This window comes from Streptomyces sp. RG80, assembly GCF_040446465.1.
In the GTDB taxonomy this organism is placed as follows: Bacteria; Actinomycetota; Actinomycetes; order Streptomycetales; family Streptomycetaceae; genus Streptomyces.
Map to the genome: position 1 here is coordinate 301,495 of NZ_JBEAAJ010000010.1, position 21,340 is coordinate 322,834.

Genomic DNA, 21,340 nt, shown 5'->3' on the forward strand with positions numbered 1-21,340 from the left:
GACGGAGGAGGATGACGGCCGTTTGGTATACCAAACTGCGGTCATAGTCCTCTCGTCAAGCGTTCTGACCGATGTCGTGTTCGTTAACGCTCCGTAAAACACTTCCGGAGTCGGCGAAGATTGCCCCATGAGCTCCACGACGAAGATCGAACCTCTGGGCGCCGTCCGCGAACGCGTCCTGGCCACTCTGCGACAGGAGATCATCGCCGGCGGGCTCCGGCCGGGCGACCGACTGGTCGAGCGGGAGCTGGCCGAGCGGTTCGGGGTCTCCCGGGTGCCGGTCCGTGAGGCGATCCGGGCGCTGGTCGCCGAGGGGTTCGTCCACTTCGAGACGCCGCGCCGCACGGTCGTACGGCGGCTGACCCCGAAGGACGTCAAGGAGCTCTTCGAGCTGCGCGAGGCGCTGGAGGTGTACGCCGCCGCCCTGGCCGCGGCCCGCGCGACCCCTGAGGACCTGGCCGAGGTCGAGCAGCTCCTCGACCGGGCGGCCACGGCGACCGAGGCGGGCGACGCGGAGACGATCACCGACGTCAACAGCCGACTGCACGACCGCATCGTGGCCATGGCGGGCAACAGCCTGCTGATAGAGGCCCTCGAACCGGTCGCAGGCCGACTGCGCTGGCTGACCCGGCGGAACGAGGAGTGGCCCCAACTCCTCGTCGAGCACCGCGAGTTGTACGAGGCGATCGCGTCCGGCGATCCGGAGCGGGCCCGCGCGCACGCCCTCGCGCACGTGCGGACCAACTACGAGTCGACGGTGCGGCAGCTGTTCGGGGAAGACCAACTCCCTTAAAGGCGCCCGTACTTGTCCGTCTCCCTTAAAGGCGTGCGTACTTGTCCGTCGCCGCCACCATCGCCTCGGCCACCCCCGGCGCCCCCGCGTTGTGCCCGACCTCGTCGATCACCACCAACTCGCTGCCCGGCCAGGCGTGATGGAGCCGCCAGACGATTCCGGCGAGGTTGCCGAAGTCGAGGCTGCCCTGCACCAGCGTGCCGGGCACTCCCTTGAGCAGGGGCGCGTCGCGCAGGACGGCACCGTCCTCGTCCAGGAAGTGGCCGTTGCCCCAGTAGTGGGTGACCGTGCGGGCGAAGCCCATCCGGAACCCGGGGTCCTCGAAGCGCTCGACGGACCTGGGCGGCGCCGGAATGGTCGCCGTCTCCCAGTCGGTCCAGGCCCGCGCCGCCCGCGCCCGCACCTCGGAATCGGCCGACTCCAGCAGCCGGTTGTAGGCGGCCGCGAGGTTCCCGGACCGCTCACGGGCGGGCAACTCACCGACGAACCGCTCGAAGGCGTCCGGGAAGATCTGCCCAAGTCCCCTGGTCAGCAGGGCGACTTCGGCATCCGAACCGGTCGCGACCCCGGTCAGCACCAGCTCGGACACGGCCGCCGGACGCGTCTGCGCGTATCGCAGCCCCAGCACCGATCCGAACGACACCCCCCACACCAGCCACCGCTCGATCCCGAGGTGTTCCCGCAGCAGCTCCAGGTCGGCGATGAGGTGCGGGGTCGTATTGACGCTCATGTCGGTGTCGTGGGCGCTCGCCGGCGGCGTCGAACGCCCGGCACCGCGCTGGTCGAGCAGGACGATCCGGTAGGCGGCCGGGTCGAAGAGCCGCCGGAAGTACGGCCCGCTGCCGGACCCGGGCCCGCCGTGCAGCACCACCGCGGGCTTGCCCCGCGGGTTCCCGCAGGTCTCCCAGTAGACGCGGTTGCCGTCACCGACGTCGAGCATGCCGTGGTCGTACGGTTCGATGTCCGGGTAGAGAGGCATCCAGCGACCCTAACTCCCCCGCGACGGCCCGGTCCCCTCAATTCCGGCCCCTACCGCAGGCCCGCCGCCGCACCCAGCACGTCCCGCAGCATCCGCGGGGTCAGCCGGCCGGTGAAGGTGTTGCGCTGGCTGACGTGGAAGCACCCGAAGAGCTCGATGCCGTCGAGCGGCACCCGCGCCCCGTGCCCGAACGCGGGCCGCGGCCGGGGCACGCTCCACCCGGCCTCCGCCAGCGCGGGCAGAGTCGCCTGCCAGCCGAAGCCGCCGAGCACCACCACGGACCGCAGGGTCGGCCGCAGCAGCCTCAGCTCCTGGACCAGCCAGGGACGACAGGTGTCCCGCTCCCCCGGCGTGGGCTTGTTGGCGGGCGGTGCGCAGTGCACGGGTGAGGTCACGCGTACGCCGTGCAGCTCCAGGCCGTCGCCCAGGCCGGTGGCGGTCGGCTGCGAGGCGAGGCCGATGTCGTACAGCGCCTGGTACAGCACGTCCCCGGACCGGTCGCCGGTGAACATCCGGCCGGTGCGATTGCCGCCGTGCGCGGCCGGGGCGAGCCCGACGATCAGCACCCGGGCATCAGCCGGCCCGAAACCGGGCACGGGCCGGCCCCAGTACGTCTCGTCGGCGAAGGCCGCCCGCTTGGTCCGCGCGACCTCCTCCCGCCAGTCCACCAGCCGGGGGCAGGCACGACAGCCCGCGATACGCCGGTCGAGGTCGGCGAGAGCGTCCATGCCACCACCGTACGACCCTGCCCGGACCGCTTCGGCCCACGCCCCCGCCGCCCCGGCCCACGTCCCCGCCGCCCCGGCGAGGCCGACTCCCTCGCCGTTCCTCGACCCGCCCCGCGGTCCCGGGGCAACAGTCTCGGGAGCGCGTCCGGGGCGGCCCGGGCGGGGCGAAATTCCGTCGGGGCGGCTCTGCACGAAGGGCTAAGGTCGGGTCATGGCTGCTGACGGCGCGGACACCGACGCGACACACCTGCCCGGCACCCGTGCGACGGGTCCGGAGACCGACGTACGCGACAACCCGGAGGCCGAGACCACGGCTGCCAACCCGGAGGCCAAGGCCACGGCCGCCGCGGTCGCCGCCGCCGAGGCCGCCGGGCCGCAGCACGGCGAGAGCGTCCGCGTCGACAGCTGGATCTGGTCCGTACGCCTGGTCAAGACCCGCTCCGTCGGCTCCGCCGCCTGCAAGGGCGGTCATGTCCGGGTGAACGGCGACCGGGTCAAGCCGGCCCACTCCCTCCGCGTCGGCGACGAGGTCCGCCTGGTGCACGAGGGCCGCGAGCGGATCGTCGTCGTCAAGCGCCTCATCCGCAAGCGCGTGGGCGCCCCGGTGGCCGCCCAGTGCTACATCGACAACAGCCCCCCGCCCCCGCCCCGCGAGAACATCGCCCCCGCCGGCATCCGCGACCGCGGCACGGGCCGCCCCACCAAGCGCGACCGCCGGGACATGGAACGCCTGCGGGGGTTCGGCGGACCCTCCGCCGGACACTGACCGGGCACTCGGCGCTCCACGGACGCCCCCACCCGCCCCTCGCACATCCCACGCACACGGCGACGACGTCCGGGCAAGGCCCTCAGGCCCTCCGGACGCCATCGCCCTGTGCGTCGATGCCGACCTCCCGGTCAGGCGCGCCCTCGCACCAGCCCCAGCAGCCGTGCGTTGTGTTCCCGGCGAGCCCGGGCGATCAGGGCCAGCGGCACGATGAGGATCAGCGGGGTCGCGGCGTTCTCCCCGTCGAAGACGGAGACCTGGACGACGAACGCGCCCACCATCAGCGCGCTCAGCGCCACCGCGGCGACCGACTGGAGCAGCGGGATCAACAGCGCGACGGCACCAGCCAGTTCAAGCGCGCCGATGGTGTACATCCCGGCGTCCCCCCAGCCCATCTCGGCGAAGCCCTCGGAGGCCGAGGGGTGCGCGATGAGCTTGGGCAGCGCGCTGGCGACGGCGTAGAACAGGGCGAGCACGATCTGAAGGGCGCGCAGTGCGATCCGGGCCCGGCGACCACGGGCGGTGGCCGACTCGGCGACCACGGTGCCGGACTGGGCGGATGCGGCGGCGGTGGTGGCGGGGAGGGTGGTCTCGGACATCAGGGTCTCCTGTGGGAAGCGGTCCGTAGTGCTTTCACAGAGGTAGACCGACCCCCACGCCAGAACTCATCGCCGAGCGGATCGCGAATCTACGCCTTGTCCATCGCCCCGGCCACCGCCACCCCCACCGGCACCGCCCGGACCCAAGTTCCGTCCTCCGTCAGGTACTTGTCCACCCGCAGCCCCGCCTCCTCCAGCGCCTCCTCGAACTGCTCCTTCGTCAACGGCCGTGCCAGGAACGTCTGTGTCCACACCGCGTCCGGGAACTCGTACTCCGCGCGGACCGAGTTCACCCCGTCGCCGACCGGCTCCGCCGACAGCATCCGGACGGTGTAGCCGCTGGGATCGATCCGCTCGCGCGGCAGGTTCGTGTGGTAGTCCGCGCCCTCCCGCTGGATCAGCACGCACCCGCCCTCCGCGACATGCCGGGCACAGGCCCGCAGCATCCCCCGCCGCACCTCGATGTCGCCGGCGTGCACCAAGAACGACGCGAGCATCACCACGTCGAACGTCTCGCCCAGGTCGAGCCCTTCGACCGGGCCGCATATCGTGCGGGCCCCGCGGACGCGCTCCAGCATCTGCGGCGACTCGTCCACCGCGGTCACCGTGAAGCCCCGCTCCAGCAGCGGGTGGGTCATCCGCCCCACACCACAGCCCAGCTCCAGGATGTGCGCCCCCGCCGGCACGGCCGCGGCGATGATGTCCGGCTCGTCGCGCACCGGCAGCCGCGCGTACAGCTCCACCGCGCAGCCGTCGGGAGTGATGGCGCCCGGTCCGGTCCCCTCGTACCCCTCACGCATCTTCATCTCCATGCCCGTCCAACGGCCCGCATCCGCACGGCCGTTCCCCGACCGAACACCTTCGCCCGTACGAGCTACATGCGAGCCACCACCGAGCTACAACGGCAGCCACCCGTGCCCGATGTACCAGTGGCCGCCGCCCCGCAGATGGTCTCCGACGGCCCGTTCCACCGATGTGCGCCGCGGCAGCCCCGCCACCGGGAGTCCCGGGTCCCCGAAGACGAACTGGACCGGTTCCGTGTCGGCCGGCTCGGGGTCCTGGTGAGCGATCCGGAACCGCTTCTGGAAGCGGACGATGTTGGAGTCGGCGGGCAGATACCACCGCAGCTGCGGGTCGAGCAGCCAGGAGTGGCACATCGCCGCCCGGTACGGCTCCTCGGGGTGGTGTGCGGCGAAGAACGCGCGGACCAGCGCCAGGGAGTCGTCGCAGGCCGCCGGGGTGAGCGGACCGAGGAACCCGGGGATGTGAATGTCCAGGCAGGGCATGCCGGGGGCCCCGTCGAAACCCGCCGTCTCAAGCACCGATGCCGCGCGCTGCCAGAGGTTCGTCCGCTGGAACTGCAACCGCCCCAACTGGTAGAGCTCACCGCGGAAATGGAGCGTGAGCCACTGCGGCGACTGCACTCCTCCCGTGCCGTGTCGTCTGCGGTGGACGGCCATGTTCCGTCCGAGGTCGGTGAGGGTCCGCCGGGAGACGTCGGCGGGGATCCCGCGTGCGTGGTGGTACGCGCGCGTGTGCGGAAGGGCCGCGACGAACACGTACGCGGCGAAGAACCGGCGCAGCTCCTCCGGTACCTCTTCCAGCCGCTGGCCCAGCTGGAGCCCGTCGCCGTACTCGACGATCTCCCCGATGTCACGCACGAGTTCCCCGGCGCACTCCTCCAGGAGCCGCATCAGCCCGGCGTCCGCCGCCAGGGTGCGGCGCAGGGTGATCAGTTCGTCGATGTCCGCGTGGGGTACCGCGAGGTCGAGGAGCACCTCCGCGAGCTCGTAGGCGTCCGGAATCACAGGGCCCTCCCCCGGGTCGGGGCTTTTGGTGAACGTCGCACCGAAGAGTACGTTTCAAGAAGGAGTGGTGATCCCGATGCGTACGGGCAGTGAGCCGACGACCGCGCGCAGTGCACTGCGGGCGCGCTTCTGGCTGAGCGTGTGGGGGCTGGTCTGGGCGGTCTTCGGCACGGCGGCGTTCGCGCTCGCTGGGCGCCCCGGGTGGGCCGTCGCCTGCGGGGTGCTGTGGCTGGTGATCACCGTGGATCTCACGCTGATCCTGCGGCACATCCGCCAGGGCCCGCACTACCAGCCGGGCCCCGGCATCCCGCCCTATCGGCCGCCGGAGAACCGGTAGCCCCGAAAGCGCCTCAGGACTCGAACCGCGCGGCCTTCAGGTACTGCGGGTTCGGGTCCAGCGCGGCGGCCAGCCGGAAGTGGCGTTTGGCCTGGTCGGGGCGGGCCTGCCGCTCGTAGGTGCGGGCGAGCGCGAAGTGCGCGAACGCGTTGTCCGGCTCGCGCTCCAGGACGATGGTGAACTCCAGTTCGGCGGGCCGCAGTTGCGCGGCCGCGAAGAAGGCACGCGCGCGCAGCAGGCGGGCGGCGGTGTTCTCGGGGTGCGCGGCGATGACCTGGTCGAGCAGTTTCACCGCGCCCTGCGGATCCCGCGCGGCGAGCAGTTGCTCGGCGGCGCGGAAGTCGATGACATGCGTCTCCGGGGTACGTCCGGTCGAACCGCTGGTCTGGGGCACGGCAGAGTCCTTCCCTCACTGGAAGGGTTCAACGCCCGGACGGGGGGCTGCTATTCCTGAGACGTGCGGGACGCGTCCTGCGACGCGCGGGCTCGTCGTACGAGATCGGCCCATACGCCCGTCACGCGGCGCCGCAGGTCGTCCAGGGGTACGTCGTTGTCGATGACGATGTCCGCGATCTCCAGGCGCTTCTCGCGCGTCGCCTGGGCGGCCATCCGCGCGCGTGCGTCCTCGTCGGTCATGCCACGCAGGTTGACCAGGCGGTCGAGCTGGGTATCGGGGCTCGCGTCGACGACGATCACGACGTCGTAGAGCGGCGCGAGGCTGTTCTCGGTGAGCAGCGGGACGTCGTGGACGACGACGGCGTCCGGGGCGGCGGCCGATTCGAGCTCACGGGAGCGGGCGCCGACCAGGGGGTGCACGATCGCGTTCAGTACGGCGAGCTTCTCGGGGTCGGCGAAGACGATCGAGCCGAGTTTCGGCCGGTCCAGGCCGCCGTCGGCGGCGAGCACCTCCCGGCCGAACGCCTCCACGACCGCCGCCAGCCCGGGCGTACCGGGCTCGACGACCTCGCGCGCGATACGGTCCGCGTCGATCAGCACCGCCCCGTGCTCCACGAGCAGCCGGGACACCTCGCTCTTGCCGGCGCCGATCCCGCCGGTCAGGCCCACCTTCAGCATGAGCCGCAGCTTAGGGCCTGTCCGGTCGGCCTGATCCGCCGGGCGGGCCCCAGGGGTGCCGGTGCCGGCGCCCCACAGGGTTCAGCTGTCGCCCTCCCGCTCCGCCAGGAACTTCTCGAACTCCCGTCCGATCTCGTCCGCCGACGGGATGTCGGCCGGCTCGGCGAGCATGTTGCCCCGGGTCTCGGCGCCCGCCGCCGCGTCGTACTGGTGCTCGAGACCCTGGACGAGGGCGACCAGGTCCTCGTCGCCCTCCTGGATCTGGCGGTCGATCTCGGTCTGGGTGCGATGGGCGTCCGTGCGCAGGCCGTGCGCGATACCCGGCAGGACCAGGCCGGTCGCCGCCGTGATGGCCTCCACCACGGTCAGCGCCGCGTCCGGGTACGGGGAGCGGGCGATGTAGTGCGGCACGTGCGCGGCGACGCCCAGGACGTCGTGGCCGGCCTCCATGAGGCGGTACTCGACGAGCGCCTCGGCGCTGCCGGGGACCTGCGCCTCGTCGAAGGGGCTGCGGTGGCCCGGCACCAGGTCGGTGCGGCTGCCGTGCGGGGTGAGGCCGACGGGACGGGTGTGCGGGACGCCCATGGGGATGCCGTGGAAGTTCACGGACAGGCGGACGCCGAGCCGCTCCACGATCTGCTGGACGGCCGCGGCGAAGCGCTCCCACTCCACGTCCGGCTCGGGTCCGGACAGCAGCAGGAAGGGCGCTCCGGTGGCGTCCTGGACGAGCCGCACCTCGATGGTGGGCTCTTCGTACTCCGTCCAGCTGTCGCGCTTGAAGGTGAGCAGCGGGCGGCGGGCGCGGTAGTCCACGAGCCGGTCGTGGTCGAACCGGGCGACGACCTGGTGGGGCAGCGAGTCGAGCAGCCGGTCGACGATCTGGTCGCCGGTCTCGCCCGCGTCGATGTATCCGTCGAAGTGGTAGAGCATGACAAGGCCGGCCGACTCCTGGGCGAGCGCCACGTCGACGACTGCCAGGCCCTTCGGCTCCCATGCGTACAAACCCTGCGGATCAAGCACAGTGACCGCTCCTCCTCGTGTTCGTACTGCACAACGCGCCCTGAGACGTGGGCATTCCCGCCCACGGCTCTGATCAGGCACCTCTTACTGGGTTCTCATGACTCGCTCCACCGCGTCACGAGAACGGCACGCGCGCGTGGGCGGGCGGATGGCGTGAGAGGGGAGGGGGTTCCGGCCGTCGAGGGGATGTCGGGCGGGGGCAGCGAGGGCGCGGTCGGCGTCGACGGCCTTCGGTGCGGCCGTGCTCGTACGGCCGTGCTGGATACGTACCCGGTGGGCGCCGGTCGCACGCGTGAGCAGCCTGTCGGCGCGGGCGGACACGGCTGAGGGGCCGCACCTCGAAAGGTACGGCCCCTCAGTCAGGAGCTGGTGCTCAGTGGGCGATCAGCTCTGGCCGCCGGCCAGCTTCTCGCGCAGGGCGGCAAGCGCCTCGTCCGAAGCGAGGGCACCAGAGGTGTCCGCACCCTCGGAGGAGTACGAACCGCCACCGCCACCCGCGGCCGGAGCCGCGCCGGCAGCGTCGCCACCCTCGGCAGCGGCGGCAGCGTCGGCCTCGCGGCTCTTGATGACCTGCTGCTGGTGCTGCTCGAAGCGGGTCTGCGCCTCGGCGTACTGGTTCTCCCACACCTCACGCTGGGACTCGAAGCCCTCGAGCCAGTCGTTGGTCTCGGGGTCGAAGCCCTCGGGGTAGATGTAGTTGCCCTGGTCGTCGTACGACGCGGCCATGCCGTAGAGGGTCGGGTCGAACTCGACCGAGGCCGGGTCGGAACCGAAGGACTCGTTGGCCTGCTTCAGCGACAGCGAGATCCGGCGACGCTCGAGGTCGATGTCGATGACCTTGACGAAGATCTCGTCGTTGACCTGGACGACCTGCTCCGGGATCTCCACGTGGCGCTCGGCCAGCTCGGAGATGTGGACCAGACCCTCGATGCCCTCGTCCACGCGGACGAACGCACCGAACGGAACCAGCTTCGTGACCTTGCCGGGCACGACCTGACCGATCTGGTGCGTGCGGGCGAACTGCTGCCACGGGTCTTCCTGGGTCGCCTTCAGCGACAGGGAGACGCGCTCGCGGTCCATGTCGACGTCGAGGACCTCGACGGTGACTTCCTGGCCGACCTCGACAACCTCGGAGGGGTGGTCGATGTGCTTCCAGGACAGCTCGGAGACGTGGACCAGACCGTCGACGCCACCCAGGTCCACGAAGGCACCGAAGTTGACGATCGAGGAGACCACACCGGAGCGGACCTGACCCTTCTGGAGGGTCGTGAGGAACGTCTGGCGGACCTCGGACTGGGTCTGCTCCAGCCAGGCACGGCGGGACAGGACCACGTTGTTGCGGTTCTTGTCCAGCTCGATGATCTTCGCCTCGAGCTCCTTGCCCACGTAGGGCTGGAGGTCGCGGACACGGCGCATCTCGACCAGGGAGGCCGGAAGGAAGCCGCGGAGGCCGATGTCGAGGATGAGACCACCCTTGACGACCTCGATGACGGTACCGGTGACGATCCCGTCCTCTTCCTTGATCTTCTCGATCGTGCCCCAGGCACGCTCGTACTGAGCGCGCTTCTTGGACAGGATGAGACGGCCTTCCTTGTCCTCCTTCTGGAGGACAAGGGCCTCGATCTCATCGCCCACGGCGACGACCTCGTTGGGGTCGACGTCGTGCTTGATGGAGAGTTCGCGGCTCGGGATAACGCCTTCGGTCTTGTAACCGATGTCGAGCAGGACCTCGTCCCGGTCGACCTTCACGATGACGCCGTCGACGATGTCGCCGTCGTTGAAGTACTTGATCGTTTCGTCGATCGCGGCGAGGAAGGCTTCCTCGTTACCGATGTCGTTGACCGCAACCTGCGGGGTGGTGGCGGTGGTCTCGGTGCTGCTCGTCATGTGGGAAAGGGCTCCGGTTACGGACAGAAGGTCGTAGGTACTGCTACGCCGGGAGCCCGTATCGCTCTGAAGAAGCCGGACAGCCAAGGAAGCGTCCCACCAGCGAACTGGTGATGACGCCTCGAGAACCGAGGGGACATACAACAGATGCGAGCGCAGCCTGCTACGTCTGAGGTGCGCAGGCCCGCAGCGCAACTTGTAGCATACGGGGGCAGCCGGACAGGGTCAATGCGCGAAGGCGCACACCCGGGGCGGATCGCCGCATACCCGGCACAAAACCTGTCTCACGAGGCCACGCGGGCGCGATGGCGTCCCTTTCGTGACGGTCGCCGCGACGGGTTGGACGGAAGAGTACGACGAGGGAGCCGATCATCCAAGAGCCCGTATCGCCCGAGCCGCAGTCCCCGCACGATGACGAGCCGGAAGCCGTCCGGCGTGAGGCGAACGTCACGGAAAGCTCCCGGGCCAACCGGGGCTGGTGGGACCGCAACGCGGACGAGTACCAGATCGAGCACGGCACGTTCCTCGGCGACGACCGCTTCGTATGGGGTCCCGAGGGCCTGGACGAGGTGGAGGCCGAGCTGCTCGGCCCGGCGGAGGAGCTGAAGGGCCGGGACGTCCTGGAGATCGGCGCCGGGGCGGCCCAGTGCTCCCGGTGGCTGGCCGCCCAGGGCGCCCGCCCGGTCGCGCTCGACATCTCGCACCGCCAGCTCCAGCACGCCCTGCGTATCGGAGGATCGTTCCCTCTGGTGTGCGCCGACGCCGGCGCCCTCCCCTTCGCGGACTCCTCCTTCGACCTGGCGTGCTCGGCGTACGGGGCGCTGCCGTTCGTGGCGGACCCGGTGCTGGTCCTTAAGGAGGTGCGCCGGGTGCTGCGGCCGGGCGGCCGTTTCGTCTTCTCGGTGACCCACCCCATCCGCTGGGCCTTCCCGGACGAGCCCGGCCCGGAGGGGCTGTCCGTCTCCGCCTCGTACTTCGACCGCACGCCCTACGTCGAGCAGGACGAGGAGGGCCGGGCCGTGTACGTCGAGCACCACAGGACGGTCGGCGACCGGGTGCGGGACGTGGTGGCCGCGGGCCTGCGCCTCGTGGACCTGGTCGAGCCGGAGTGGCCGGTCTGGAACACCTCGGAGTGGGGCGGCTGGTCGCCGCTGCGCGGGAATCTGATCCCGGGCTCGGCGATCTTCGTGTGCGTACGAGACTGAGCATGTGATCCGTTACGACGCTCTGGACGCCCTTCCGGTCCGCGGTGCCCTGCCCGGGCTGGCCGACGCCCTGGAGGGGCACGGCACGGCGGTCCTCGTCGCGCCGCCGGGAACCGGCAAGACGACCCTCGTGCCGCTCGCCCTGGCGGGTCTTCTGGAGGCCGGCGCACCCGCGCGGCGGGTCGTCGTGGCCGAGCCCCGGCGGATCGCGGCGCGCGCGGCGGCCCGGCGGATGGCGTGGCTGCTGGGCGAGAAGGTCGGCGCGAGCGTCGGGTACACCGTGCGCGGGGAGCGGGTCGTCGGGCGGCACACGCGCGTGGAGGTCGTCACGACCGGTGTGCTGCTCCAGCGCCTTCAGCGCGACCCGGAGCTCGCGGGCGTCGACGTGGTGGTCCTGGACGAGTGTCACGAGCGGCATCTGGACGCGGACACCGCAGCGGCCTTCCTGTGGGACGTACGGCAGGCGCTACGGCCGGAGTTGCGGCTGGTGGCCGCGTCGGCGACGACCGACGCGGAGGGCTGGTCGCGGCTGCTGGGCGGAGCTCCGGTGGTCGAGGCGGCGGGCGTCTCTCATCCGGTGGAGGTGGTCTGGGCTCCCCCGGTACGGCCGGTGCGGCCGCCGCACGGGATGCGGGTGGATCCAGTGCTGCTGACGCATGTGGCGTCGGTGGTGCGGCGGGCGCTGGCCGAACGGGAGGGGGACGTGTTGTGTTTCCTGCCCGGTGTGGGCGAGATCGCGCGGGTCGCCGGGCAGCTCGGCGGCCTCGGTGACGTCGAACTGCTCCAGGTGCACGGGCGGGCTCCGGCGGCCGTGCAGGACGCGGTACTGGCGCCCGGGGCGGGGCGCCGGGTGGTGCTGGCGACGGCGGTGGCCGAGTCCTCGCTGACGGTCCCCGGGGTACGGGTGGTCGTGGACGCGGGGCTGGCGCGGGAGCCGCGCGTCGACCACGCGCGTGGGTTGAGCGCGCTGACGACGGTACGGGCCTCGCGGGCGGCGGGCCGGCAGCGGGCGGGACGGGCCGGGCGGGAGGCGCCCGGGGCGGTGTACCGGTGCTGGGCGGAGGCGGAGGACGCCCGTCTGCCGCTGTTCCCGGCCCCGGAGATCAAGGTGGCCGACCTGACGGCGTTCGCCCTCCAGACGGCCTGCTGGGGCGATCCCGACGCCGACGGGCTGGCGCTGCTGGATCCGCCGCCGGCCGGTGCGATGGCTGCCGCGCGGAGTGTGCTCTCGGCGATCGGCGCGGTGGACGGCACCGGGCGGGCCACGGAGCGAGGGACACGGCTGGCCCGGCTCGGGGTGCACCCGCGGCTGGGGCGGGCCCTGCTGGACGCGGGCGCGTCCCGTGCGGCGGCCGAGGTGGTCGCCCTGCTGAGTGAGGAGCCGCCGCGGGAGTACGGGGACGATCTGGCCGCCGCCGTACGGACGGCCCGGCGTGGAAATGACGCCTACGCGGGGCGCTGGCGGACGGAGGTACGGCGCCTTCAGGCCCTCGCGCCCGAGTCGGACCGCTCGTCCTCTCTCCCCGATGACGCCCTCGCCGGGCTCGTCGCCGCCCTCGCCTTCCCCGAGCGGGTCGCCAAGGCCGACGGCGGCTCGCATCTCATGGTGTCCGGCACGCGCGCGGAGGTGCGTGACGGCAGCGCACTGCGCGGCACCCCCTGGATCGCCGTCGCCGTCGCCGACCGGCCCGTCGGGAAGGGGCACGCGCGCGTGCAACTCGGCGCGGTGGTGGACGAGGGCACCGCGCGGCGCGCGGCACAGGCGCTGCTCGACGAGCGGGACGAGGTCCACTGGGCCGACGGGGACGTCGTCGCGCGGCGGGCTGAGCGGCTGGGGGCGATCGAGCTGACGGTGCGGCCGCTCAAGGACGCGGACCCCGTTCTCGTACGCGACGCTCTTGTCGAAGGGTTGCGGCAGGAAGGGTTCGGGCTGTTGCGCTGGTCGCCCGAGGCCGAGGTGCTGCGGCAGCGGCTGGCGTTCTTGCGGTTGCGGGTCGGTGAGCCGTGGCCGGATGTCTCCGACGTGTCGCTCCACGCGCGCGTGGACGAGTGGTTGGAGCCGGAGCTGAGCCGCGCGCGGAGGCGGGCCGACCTGGCGCGGATCCACGCGGGGGACGCGCTGGGACGGCTGCTGCCGTGGGCCGCGGGCGAGGCGGCGCGGCTCGACGAACTCGCCCCCGAGCGGATCACCGTACCCAGTGGGTCCAGAATCCGGATCGACTACGCGGACCCCGAACGGCCCGTTCTCGCGGTGAAGTTGCAGGAGATGTTCGGGCTGCACGCCTCGCCCGAGGTCGCGGGGGTGCCGCTGCTCGTCCATCTGCTCTCCCCCGCCGGACGCCCCGTCGCCGTCACCGCCGATCTGGCGTCCTTCTGGAAGGACGGCTACAAGGGCGTACGGGCGGAGCTGCGCGGCCGGTATCCGAAGCACCCTTGGCCCGAGGACCCGGCGAGCGCCGAGCCGACGCGGCACACCAACGCGCGGCTCAGGCGGTGACCGGTTCGGGTTCGGAGTCGGTGGCGGGTTCGGGTTCGTCCGGGCGGCGGCTGCGTGCCTCCAGGTACAGCGACAGGGCGAGCAGGAGGACGCCCAGGGTCGCGAAGCCCCAGGGGAGATAGGAGGTCATCAGCAGCACCAGCGTGCGGTTGGACTTGACGAGGTCGACGGTGTGCTCGATGTAGTCCTCGCGCATCTTCACGTGGCCGGCGAAGGCCGTCACCTTGTCGCGGTCGCCGAGGAGGGTGCCGCCGCGGAGTTCCTCCCGGTGGATCTCCTCGCCGTAGACCGGGGCGCCGGTGACGGGTTCGACCCAGAACTTGCGGACCGTGGTGTACCAGCGGGTGGTGCCGGTCTTGGCGAGCTGCTCGGGGGTGACGCCCGCGATGGGCAGCTTCTTGGGCCACTTGACCTGGGTCCAGGGGATGGTCTGCTCGAAGTAGTAGACCTCCAGGCCGCGGAAGTCCTGGGTGCCCTTGTAGTGGATGGGGCTGGAGGTGCGGGTCTGGGCGTCGAAGTACTCGTAGTCCCGTTTCTCGGTCAGGAACGGCCACTTGAACTCGAGGCCCTCGCGTTTGACCGGGTCACCGTCGACCATCTCGCCGGTGGCGTGGATCGGTTCCTGGGTGTGGGCGTCGAAGATGTACCGCTCGGGAATGTAGGCGACCTGTTGGCCGTCGGGCCCCTGGGCGTAGGACAGGCCGTCCCAGACGACGACGTCCCGGCCGAGGGACTTCTCGATCTTCTCGGAGGCCTCGACGTTGCCCTTGAGGGTCTGCACGATGGTGACCTTGGAGACCTTCTTGACCTGCATGGAGTTGTCCATGAGGGTCGCGTCCTTGGCCTCCAGGACCATGTCCTGGTACTGGCCCGGCGGGATCTTGGCCAGGCGCGGGAAGGCGTACCAGCGCAGCATCGGGGACAGTGCGGCGAAGAACACGGCGAGGGCGAGCAGGATCAGGCTGGCCTTACGGCGCATCTCGGCCTCCCTCCCGGGCGGTCACGGGTGTGACGGCACCGTCGTCAGCAGCGGCTTCGGGGACGTCTTGCCGGTCGGCGAGCCCATCGCGGTGATCGTGAGGACCAGGGCGAGCGCGACGGCCAGGCCGATCGCGGCGGCGATCAGGGCACGCATGCGGGCCTCCCGACGGACAGGAACTGATAGGTCGTCAGGTCCGGCACCGTAGCAACGGGTGGGCGAGATGAGAACACGTCGCACACGACGGCGGCGCCCCTCCGTGGAAGGGCGCCGCCGTGGTCGTACGAGAAATGCGCACAGTGCGGGCAGTACGGGACGTGCGAAGTGCTACGCGCTGGGGCTGGCCGACGGGCTCGGGGAGGCCGAGGTCTCGGCGGCCGCCACGGTCAGTTCGACGGTGAGGGTCGCGCCGCCGGCGGTGTTGATGCGGAGCAGGAACGTGCCGGTCGTGTCGTCCGAGTAGAGCTTCGGCAGCTTGAGCAGGCCGTTCGCGTCCGTCTCCAGGCCCTTGAGGGTGCGTACGGTCTTGCCGTCCGCGTCCTTGAAGTAGGGGCCCTTGGTGTTCTCGGTCGCGTCGTCCGCCGAGGTGATCAGGGTGGCGGTGGCGGCGACGCCGTCCGCGACGGCGCCGTTGTCGGTCGCCTTCACCTCGACCTGGTCGGCGAACTCGCCGCCCGGGACACAGGTGAGCGCGGTGTCGCTGGTGCGCACCAGGGTGTCGGCGACGCGCTCGGTGACGGTCGCCGTGTAGTCGAGGCCGGTGACCGAGCGACCGACGACGGTGGCGCGGACGGTGAACTCGCCCGTCTCCTCCCCCGCCTTCAGGGTGGGCGCGACGGCCACGCCGGAGCTGTTGGTGACCACCGTGGCGACGCTCTCACCGCCCGTGAACGTGGTGTCGGTGTCGCCGACGATCGTGAACCGGATCCGGACCTTTCCGACGGCCTTGCCGGCCGAGGTCTCGGCGCGGGTGCTGATCCGCTTGGTGAAGGTGTCCCCGGCCTCCGCGGTGAGCTTCGCGGTGCCCGCGTCCTCGAGGTGGTGCACCGTGTCCGTCGGCGTGGGCGTCGGGGTGGGCGTGCTCGGCGGGGTCGGGCTCTCCGACGGCGGCGGGGTGGGGCTCGGGGTGTTGCTGCCGGGCGTGCTGGGTGAGCTGGGCGTCGACGGGTCCTGGGGCGACGGCGTGGGGCTCGCGCCGCTGTTGTCGTCGCTGGGGGTGGTGGGCAGGGTGCCCGTGCCGTCGGGGATCTCGTGCGTGCCCTTGCGGTAGTACTCCAGCCACGACAGGACCGTGTTCAGGTAATCCTGCGAGTTGTTGTAGCTGAGGATCGCGCGGTTGAGGTCGGCCTGGGTGGACAGGTCCCAGCCGAAGCGGCACAGGTAGTGGCCGGCCGCGAGCGCCGCGTCGTAGATGTTGTTGGGGTCCTTCTTGCCGTCGCCGTTGCCGTCGCGGCCGGCCCACTCCCAGGTGGACGGGATGAACTGCATCGGGCCCACGGCCCGGTCGTAGACGCTGTCGCCGTCGTACGCGCCGTCGTCGGTGTCGCTGATGTGCGCGAAGCCGTTGCCGTTCAGCTTCGGGCCCAGGATCTTGCCGATGGTGTTGCCGTCCGCGTCGACGCGGCCGCCGCGGGCCTGGCCGGACTCCACCTTGCCGATGGCGGCGAGGAGTTCCCAGGGCAGGTTGCAGCCGGGCTTGGACGCCTGGAGCGAGGACGCGGCCTGCTTGTAGGCGGCGAGGACGGTCGCGGGTATGCCGGCCTCGGTCGCGCCCGAGGCGGCGGGGGTGCCGATGGTCGGCGAGGGCTTCGGGCTGTCGAGCGGCGGCAGGTCCGTGTAGTACCGGGAGTTGCCGGTCGCGCTCTCGGTGGGATCCCCGTCGGGGGTGGGCTGGGAGTCGGCGGTGGTCGATCTGCCGTCGCCGTCGACCGTCACTCCGGGCGCCTGGGACGCTGACAGTGCCGCGACGGCCGCCGCGGCGACGGTGGTGGCCACCGCTCCCTTGCGCAGCCTCCTGCCGAATTGCGCCGACATAAAGTGAACCCCTCCCGTGGACGCCCGAGCGCCCGTCTCCGACCGACGTGCTCGCCATGGTGTGACGATCGACCCGCGGTGCGGGTTGCCCTCGTGGAGCTATTCAGTGCCGTGTACTTCAGTTCGGTTCCGCTGTTCGACCGCGCTCCCCGCGCGGTGACCCAGGCGACCCTACGACAACTTGCTTTGCGCGGGCACCTGTTCGCGCCCGGTTTTCACCGGTTGGCCATACTGGGCCGGTCCGACCAGACCGAAACCGGGGGCCTTCTTGCCGTTCACGCTGAGCCACGCGGCCGCAGTACTGCCCGCTTTACGCACCGACGGAACCGGCCGGAGCTCGCTCGTTCCGTCGGTGTTGGTGGCGGGTTCCTTCGCACCCGACATGACCTATTTCGCGGCGAGTGCCCTGTCCGGGGCGATGGAGTTCGGAGCGTTCACCCACTCGTTCCCGGGCGTTTTCACGGTCGACGTGCTCGTCGCGTGGGCGCTGGTGGGGCTGTGGCTCCTGATCCGCGAACCCCTGGTGGCCCTGCTGCCGACGCGGCGACAGGGACGGGTGGCCGGCCTGCTGCGCTGCGGGGCGCCACGCGCGCGTGTCCGGCTGTCGCTTGTACTGCGCTGGTACGTGTCGGCGGCGCTCGGCGCGCTGACGCACGTCGTGTGGGACGCGTTCACGCACCACGACCGGTGGGGGATGCGGTTGTTCCCCGTCCTGGGCGACACGATCGCGGGCTCGCCGCTGTACTGGTACCTCCAGTACGGCAGTTCGGCGGCGGCCGCGGTCGTGATCGGCGCCTTCGTGGCGTACGCGCTGCGCCGGGCGCCCTCCGGCGAGCCGGTGGGGGTGCCCTCGCTGTCCGGGCGGGACCGCCTGTGGGCCGCTGTCGTGATCGGTGGCTGTGCGCTGGTCGGGGCGGTGCAGCGGGCCTCGCGGTGGTGGGACTACTGGGGGTCCACCGCGAAGCCGTGGGAGCTGATCCCGACGCTGTGCTTCGGAGTGGGCGCCGGGCTGGTGCTGGGGGTGCTGGTGTACGCCGTGGGCGTCAGGGTGTGGCGTCCGGTCCCGCTGCCCGGTCCTGGCCGGGAGCTGAGCCGTCGAGGCGGTCGGTGACGGTCGCCGCGGTCGCGATGAACACGGTGATGGTCCGGACCTGGCGGGAGCGCGGCAGTGCGGTGAGGAGCAGCGCCAGATAACCGCGGGCCTGCTCGGCGCAGCGGCGCCAGTCCGGCCGCCGGGTGAGCCGTCGGCGCAGGCCCGCCGCGGTGCCGCGCAGTGCGGTCACCAGGTCGGTCGGGATGCGGGCGGTACTGGCCGCTGCCGAGAAGGACGGGACCGACGGGGGTGCGGTGGACGCGGTCGCATCGGTGGTCGCCTGCGCCGGAGCCGTCTGGCGGTGGAGCGTGCGTATACCCATGTCGGCATCTTTACGGGCCGGGGGGACGGGGGGCGTGTTGTCGGGGACCACGTGGGTGACGGGGGGCGGCGGTGGAGTTCTCGCCCCCGCCGCCCCTACCCGTCCCATCCCCAGGGGGCTCCGCCCCCTTCGACCCCTGCGGCCGGTCGCGGTGGAGCGGGCCTGGTGAGCGGGCTCCACCGCGGACCGTGGGGCTCGCCGCGCCCGCGCCGCGGGCTAGTGCGCTGCCGACTCCCAGTCCGGGCCCACGCCCACCGAGACGTCGAGCGGGGCTCGCAGGTGGACCGCGTTCGCCATTTCTCGGCGGACGAGCTCCTCGACCGCATCGCGCTCGCCCGGGGCGATCTCCAGGACGATTTCGTCGTGGACCTGGAGCAGCATGCGGGAGGACAGGTCCGCCGCCCGCAGGGCCTTGTCGACGTCGAGCATGGCGATCTTGACGATGTCGGCCGCCGTGCCCTGGATGGGCGCGTTGAGGGCCATCCGCTCGGCGGCCTCGCGGCGCTGGCGGTTGTCGCTGTTGAGGTCCGGGAGGTAGCGGCGGCGGCCGAAGAGGGTCGCCGTGTAGCCCGTCGCCCTCGCCTCGTCCACCGCGCGGCGCAGATAGTCCTGGACGCCGCCGAAGCGCTCGAAGTAGGTGTCCATCAGGGCACGCGCCTCGCCCGCCTCGATGTTCAGCTGCTGGGAGAGGCCGAAGGCGGACAGCCCGTACGCCAGGCCGTACGACATCGCCTTGATCTTGCGGCGCATCTCCGCGTCGACGGCGTCCCGCTCGACGGCGAACACCTGCGAGGCGACCGTGGTGTGCAGGTCCTCGCCGGAGGTGAACGCCTCGATGAGGCCCTCGTCCTCGGACAGGTGGGCCATCACGCGCAGTTCGATCTGGCTGTAGTCCGCGGTCATCAGGGATTCGAAGCCCTCGCCCACCACGAAGCCGCGCCGGATCGCGCGGCCCTCATCGGTGCGGACCGGGATGTTCTGGAGGTTGGGGTCCGTGGACGACAGACGGCCGGTCGCGGCGACCGTCTGGTTGAAGGTGGTGTGGATACGGCCGTCCGCGGCGACCGTCTTGATCAGGCCCTCGACGGTGACGCGGAGCTTGGCCTGCTCACGGTGCCGGAGCATGATCACCGGCAGTTCGTTGTCCGTCTGGGTGGCCAGCCAGGCGAGGGCGTCGGCGTCCGTCGTGTAACCGGTCTTCGTCTTCTTCGTCTTGGGCAGGCCCAGCTCACCGAAGAGGACCTCCTGGAGCTGCTTGGGCGAGCCCAGGTTGAACTCGTGTCCGGCGGCCGCGTGGGCCTCCTTCACGGCCTGCTGGACGGCTCCGGCGAACATCTGTTCCATGGCCTCCAGGTGCGCCCGGTCGGCGGCGATGCCATGCCGCTCGAGACGGGCCAGCAGGGCGGAGGTGGGCAGCTCCATGTCGCGCAGCAGATCCGCGGCGCCGACCTCCTGGAGGCGGGCCTCGAAGGCCTCGCCGAGGTCGAGGATGGCCTGGGCCTGCACCATGAGGGCCTCGGCCTCGGCGCCGTCGTCCGCGCCGAAGGCGAGCTGGCCGTCGGCGGTGGCGGCGGGAGCCAGCTCCCGGTGCAGGTACTCGAGGGAGAGGGCGTCCAGGTCGAAGGAGCGGCGCCCCGGCTTGACGAGGTACGCGGCGAGCGCGGTGTCCATGGAGACGCCGGCGATGCTCCAGCCGTGCTCGGCGAAGACCCGCATCGCGGCCTTGGCGTTGTGGAAGACCTTGGGCCTCTCGGCGTCGGCCAGCCAGCCGGCGAGCGCCGTCTCGTCGGCCTCGTCGAGCTGGGTGGGGTCGAACCATGCGGCCGCTCCGCCGGGCGCCGCGAGGGCGATCTCGGCGACCGAGCCGGCGCCCAGCGCCCAGGTGTCGACCGTGGCGACGCCGAGGGTGCCGGTGCTGCGCTCGGCGAGCCAGCCGGCCAGCTCACCGGTGCCGAGCACGGTGCCGTCGAGCTCCACGCCGGCCGTCGCGGCCGGGGTCGGCTCGGCCTCCTCGGCGCCCGGGTCGACGGCCAGCAGCCGCTCGCGCAGTGAGGGGTTCCTGATCTCGAGGGTGTCGAGGATCATCGCGAGGGTCTTGCGGTCGTACGGCGCGCGCTCCAGCTCGGTGACCGTCTTCGGCAGCTCGACGGTGCGGACCATCTCGGTGAGGCGGCGGTTGAGCTTGACCGCCTCCAGGTGGTCGCGGAGGTTCTGGCCGGCCTTGCCCTTGACCTCCTCGACGCGCTCCACGAGGTCCGCGAACGAGCCGAACTGGTTGATCCACTTCGCGGCGGTCTTCTCGCCGACGCCGGGGATGCCCGGCAGGTTGTCGGACGGGTCACCGCGCAGGGCCGCGAAGTCGGGGTACTGGGCGGGCGTCAGGCCGTACTTCTCGAACACCTTCTCCGGGGTGAACCGGGTCAGCTCCGAGACACCCTTCGTGGGGTACAGCACGGTGGTGTGCTCGGAGACCAGCTGGAAGGAGTCCCGGTCGCCGGTGACGATCAGCACGTCGAAGCCCGCAGCCTCGGCCTGGGTGGCGAGCGTGGCGATGACGTCGTCGGCCTCGAAGCCGTCGACCGCGAACCGCGACACGTGCATCGCGTCCAGCAGCTCGCCGATCAGCTCGACCTGGCCCTTGAACTCGTCCGGGGTCTTGGAGCGGTTGGCCTTGTACTCCGTGAACTCCTCGGAGCGCCAGGTCTTGCGGGACACGTCGAAGGCCACCGCGAAGTGGGTGGGCGACTCGTCGCGCAGGGTGTTGGCCAGCATCGAGGCGAAGCCGTAGATCGCGTTCGTCGGCTGGCCCGTCGCGGTCGTGAAGTTCTCCGCGGGCAGCGCGAAGAACGCGCGGTAGGCCAGCGAGTGCCCGTCCATGAGCATCAGGCGCGGGCGGGTGCCGCCGGGGCTGTTGTCGGTCTGCTTCGCTGCTGTCTCTGCCACGACCCCGATCCTGCCACGCCGCACTGACAGTCGGCCGCCATCCGGGGCTCAGGTCGGTTCGGCACCGCCCTCGCGCCGGCGCGGCCTCGCCGGCGGCCACGGCGAAAGCTCGACCGGGCCGAGGAGTTGGGCACCTGTGTGACCCTCCGAGGCCGGCCGTCGGCAGACCGTGTTCACCGAAAGGTCGGCTCGCCGGCTCCCGACCGAGCCCGCACCCCTTCTCCCCGGCTCCCGACCGAGCCCGCACCCTTTTCGCCGGCTCTCGACCCGAGCCCA

The 21,340-nt window shown here is 71.6% G+C and carries 21 protein-coding genes; 6 read left to right on the forward strand and 15 right to left on the reverse strand.

What is annotated here, in order from left to right; genetic code table 11:
- Window positions 1-127: 127 nt before the first annotated feature.
- Window positions 128-793: a GntR family transcriptional regulator gene (locus ABKA17_RS33725; protein WP_353696119.1), complete on the forward strand. Its 666-nt coding sequence runs from the start codon at window positions 128-130 to the stop codon at window positions 791-793.
- A 25-nt stretch (window positions 794-818) separates the two neighbouring features.
- On the opposite strand, the gene pip is transcribed toward ABKA17_RS33725, so the two are convergent.
- Both pip and ABKA17_RS33735 read right to left on the reverse strand, forming a co-directional pair.
- Entirely contained in the window at window positions 819-1,772 is a 954-nt protein-coding gene (gene pip, locus ABKA17_RS33730; RefSeq protein WP_353696120.1) for a prolyl aminopeptidase, read from the reverse strand.
- A gap of 50 nt (window positions 1,773-1,822) precedes the next feature.
- Window positions 1,823-2,500, reverse strand: coding sequence for a uracil-DNA glycosylase (locus ABKA17_RS33735; protein WP_353696121.1), 678 nt, complete (start codon window positions 2,498-2,500; stop codon window positions 1,823-1,825).
- A 211-nt stretch (window positions 2,501-2,711) separates the two neighbouring features.
- Here ABKA17_RS33735 and ABKA17_RS33740 point away from each other — a divergent pair, with 211 nt between their 5' ends.
- Window positions 2,712-3,266, forward strand: coding sequence for an RNA-binding S4 domain-containing protein (locus ABKA17_RS33740; RefSeq protein WP_353696122.1), 555 nt, complete (start codon window positions 2,712-2,714; stop codon window positions 3,264-3,266).
- 131 nt (window positions 3,267-3,397) lie between these two features.
- Here the strand turns inward: ABKA17_RS33740 and ABKA17_RS33745 are convergent, their stop codons facing one another.
- The 3 genes from ABKA17_RS33745 to ABKA17_RS33755 all read right to left on the reverse strand — a co-directional run bounded on the left by ABKA17_RS33745 (window position 3,398) and on the right by ABKA17_RS33755 (window position 5,673).
- On the reverse strand, window positions 3,398-3,865 hold the full coding sequence (locus tag ABKA17_RS33745; protein ID WP_353696123.1) for a DoxX family protein: 468 nt from the start codon (window positions 3,863-3,865) through the stop codon (window positions 3,398-3,400).
- 89 nt (window positions 3,866-3,954) lie between these two features.
- Entirely contained in the window at window positions 3,955-4,665 is a 711-nt protein-coding gene (locus tag ABKA17_RS33750; protein ID WP_353696124.1) for a class I SAM-dependent methyltransferase, read from the reverse strand.
- A 96-nt stretch (window positions 4,666-4,761) separates the two neighbouring features.
- Entirely contained in the window at window positions 4,762-5,673 is a 912-nt protein-coding gene (locus ABKA17_RS33755; RefSeq protein ID WP_353696125.1) for an acyltransferase domain-containing protein, read from the reverse strand.
- A gap of 76 nt (window positions 5,674-5,749) precedes the next feature.
- On the opposite strand from ABKA17_RS33755, the gene ABKA17_RS33760 reads away from it, so the two are divergent.
- Window positions 5,750-6,010 carry a DUF6343 family protein gene (locus tag ABKA17_RS33760; protein ID WP_353696126.1) on the forward strand — a complete coding sequence of 87 codons (261 nt, stop codon included), beginning with the start codon at window positions 5,750-5,752 and terminating at the stop codon, window positions 6,008-6,010.
- A gap of 13 nt (window positions 6,011-6,023) precedes the next feature.
- On the opposite strand, the gene ABKA17_RS33765 is transcribed toward ABKA17_RS33760, so the two are convergent.
- The 4 genes from ABKA17_RS33765 to rpsA all read right to left on the reverse strand — a co-directional run bounded on the left by ABKA17_RS33765 (window position 6,024) and on the right by rpsA (window position 9,991).
- The gene (locus ABKA17_RS33765; RefSeq protein WP_046263552.1) at window positions 6,024-6,404 is read right to left on the reverse strand and encodes a tetratricopeptide repeat protein; all 381 of its coding nucleotides are present in this window, start codon (window positions 6,402-6,404) and stop codon (window positions 6,024-6,026) included.
- A 50-nt stretch (window positions 6,405-6,454) separates the two neighbouring features.
- Window positions 6,455-7,084: a dephospho-CoA kinase gene (gene coaE, locus ABKA17_RS33770; RefSeq protein WP_353696127.1), complete on the reverse strand. Its 630-nt coding sequence runs from the start codon at window positions 7,082-7,084 to the stop codon at window positions 6,455-6,457.
- An 81-nt stretch (window positions 7,085-7,165) separates the two neighbouring features.
- Window positions 7,166-8,104: a PAC2 family protein gene (locus ABKA17_RS33775; protein ID WP_353696128.1), complete on the reverse strand. Its 939-nt coding sequence runs from the start codon at window positions 8,102-8,104 to the stop codon at window positions 7,166-7,168.
- A gap of 384 nt (window positions 8,105-8,488) precedes the next feature.
- Window positions 8,489-9,991, reverse strand: a complete 1,503-nt coding sequence (gene rpsA, locus ABKA17_RS33780) for a 30S ribosomal protein S1 (RefSeq protein ID WP_353696129.1) — start codon at window positions 9,989-9,991, stop codon at window positions 8,489-8,491.
- Window positions 9,992-10,359: 368 nt separating this feature from the next.
- Between rpsA and ABKA17_RS33785 the strand changes: the two genes are divergently transcribed.
- On the forward strand, window positions 10,360-11,196 hold the full coding sequence (locus tag ABKA17_RS33785) for a class I SAM-dependent methyltransferase (protein ID WP_353696309.1): 837 nt from the start codon (window positions 10,360-10,362) through the stop codon (window positions 11,194-11,196).
- Window positions 11,197-11,200: 4 nt separating this feature from the next.
- Window positions 11,201-13,693 carry an ATP-dependent helicase HrpB gene (gene hrpB, locus ABKA17_RS33790; RefSeq protein WP_353696130.1) on the forward strand — a complete coding sequence of 831 codons (2,493 nt, stop codon included), beginning with the start codon at window positions 11,201-11,203 and terminating at the stop codon, window positions 13,691-13,693.
- Here hrpB and pgfA read toward each other — a convergent pair.
- The 4 genes from pgfA to ABKA17_RS33810 form a co-directional block, all read right to left on the reverse strand.
- On the reverse strand, window positions 13,683-14,672 hold the full coding sequence (gene pgfA, locus ABKA17_RS33795; RefSeq protein WP_353696131.1) for a cell envelope lipid trafficking protein PgfA: 990 nt from the start codon (window positions 14,670-14,672) through the stop codon (window positions 13,683-13,685). The two genes, hrpB and pgfA, sit on opposite strands and share 11 nt — an antisense overlap.
- Window positions 14,673-14,693: 21 nt before the next feature.
- A complete protein-coding gene (locus ABKA17_RS33800) occupies window positions 14,694-14,828 on the reverse strand; it encodes an SPW_0924 family protein (RefSeq protein ID WP_171147828.1) in 135 nt (44 codons plus the stop codon).
- Between the two features lie 171 nt (window positions 14,829-14,999).
- Window positions 15,000-16,706 (reverse strand): lytic transglycosylase domain-containing protein, encoded by a 1,707-nt coding sequence (locus tag ABKA17_RS33805; protein ID WP_353696132.1) that lies wholly within the window; start codon window positions 16,704-16,706, stop codon window positions 15,000-15,002.
- 171 nt (window positions 16,707-16,877) lie between these two features.
- On the reverse strand, window positions 16,878-17,090 hold the full coding sequence (locus ABKA17_RS33810) for a hypothetical protein (RefSeq protein WP_353696319.1): 213 nt from the start codon (window positions 17,088-17,090) through the stop codon (window positions 16,878-16,880).
- On the opposite strand from ABKA17_RS33810, the gene ABKA17_RS33815 reads away from it, so the two are divergent.
- Window positions 16,987-17,817: a DUF4184 family protein gene (locus tag ABKA17_RS33815; RefSeq protein WP_353696310.1), complete on the forward strand. Its 831-nt coding sequence runs from the start codon at window positions 16,987-16,989 to the stop codon at window positions 17,815-17,817. The genes ABKA17_RS33810 and ABKA17_RS33815 overlap by 104 nt on opposite strands.
- Here ABKA17_RS33815 and ABKA17_RS33820 read toward each other — a convergent pair.
- Complete coding sequence (locus tag ABKA17_RS33820; protein ID WP_353696133.1) at window positions 17,750-18,121, reverse strand: hypothetical protein; 372 nt, start codon at window positions 18,119-18,121, stop codon at window positions 17,750-17,752. The genes ABKA17_RS33815 and ABKA17_RS33820 overlap by 68 nt on opposite strands.
- Before the next feature lie 216 nt (window positions 18,122-18,337).
- Window positions 18,338-21,064 (reverse strand): DNA polymerase I, encoded by a 2,727-nt coding sequence (gene polA / locus ABKA17_RS33825; RefSeq protein WP_353696134.1) that lies wholly within the window; start codon window positions 21,062-21,064, stop codon window positions 18,338-18,340.
- Between the last annotated feature and the right edge of the window lie 276 nt (window positions 21,065-21,340).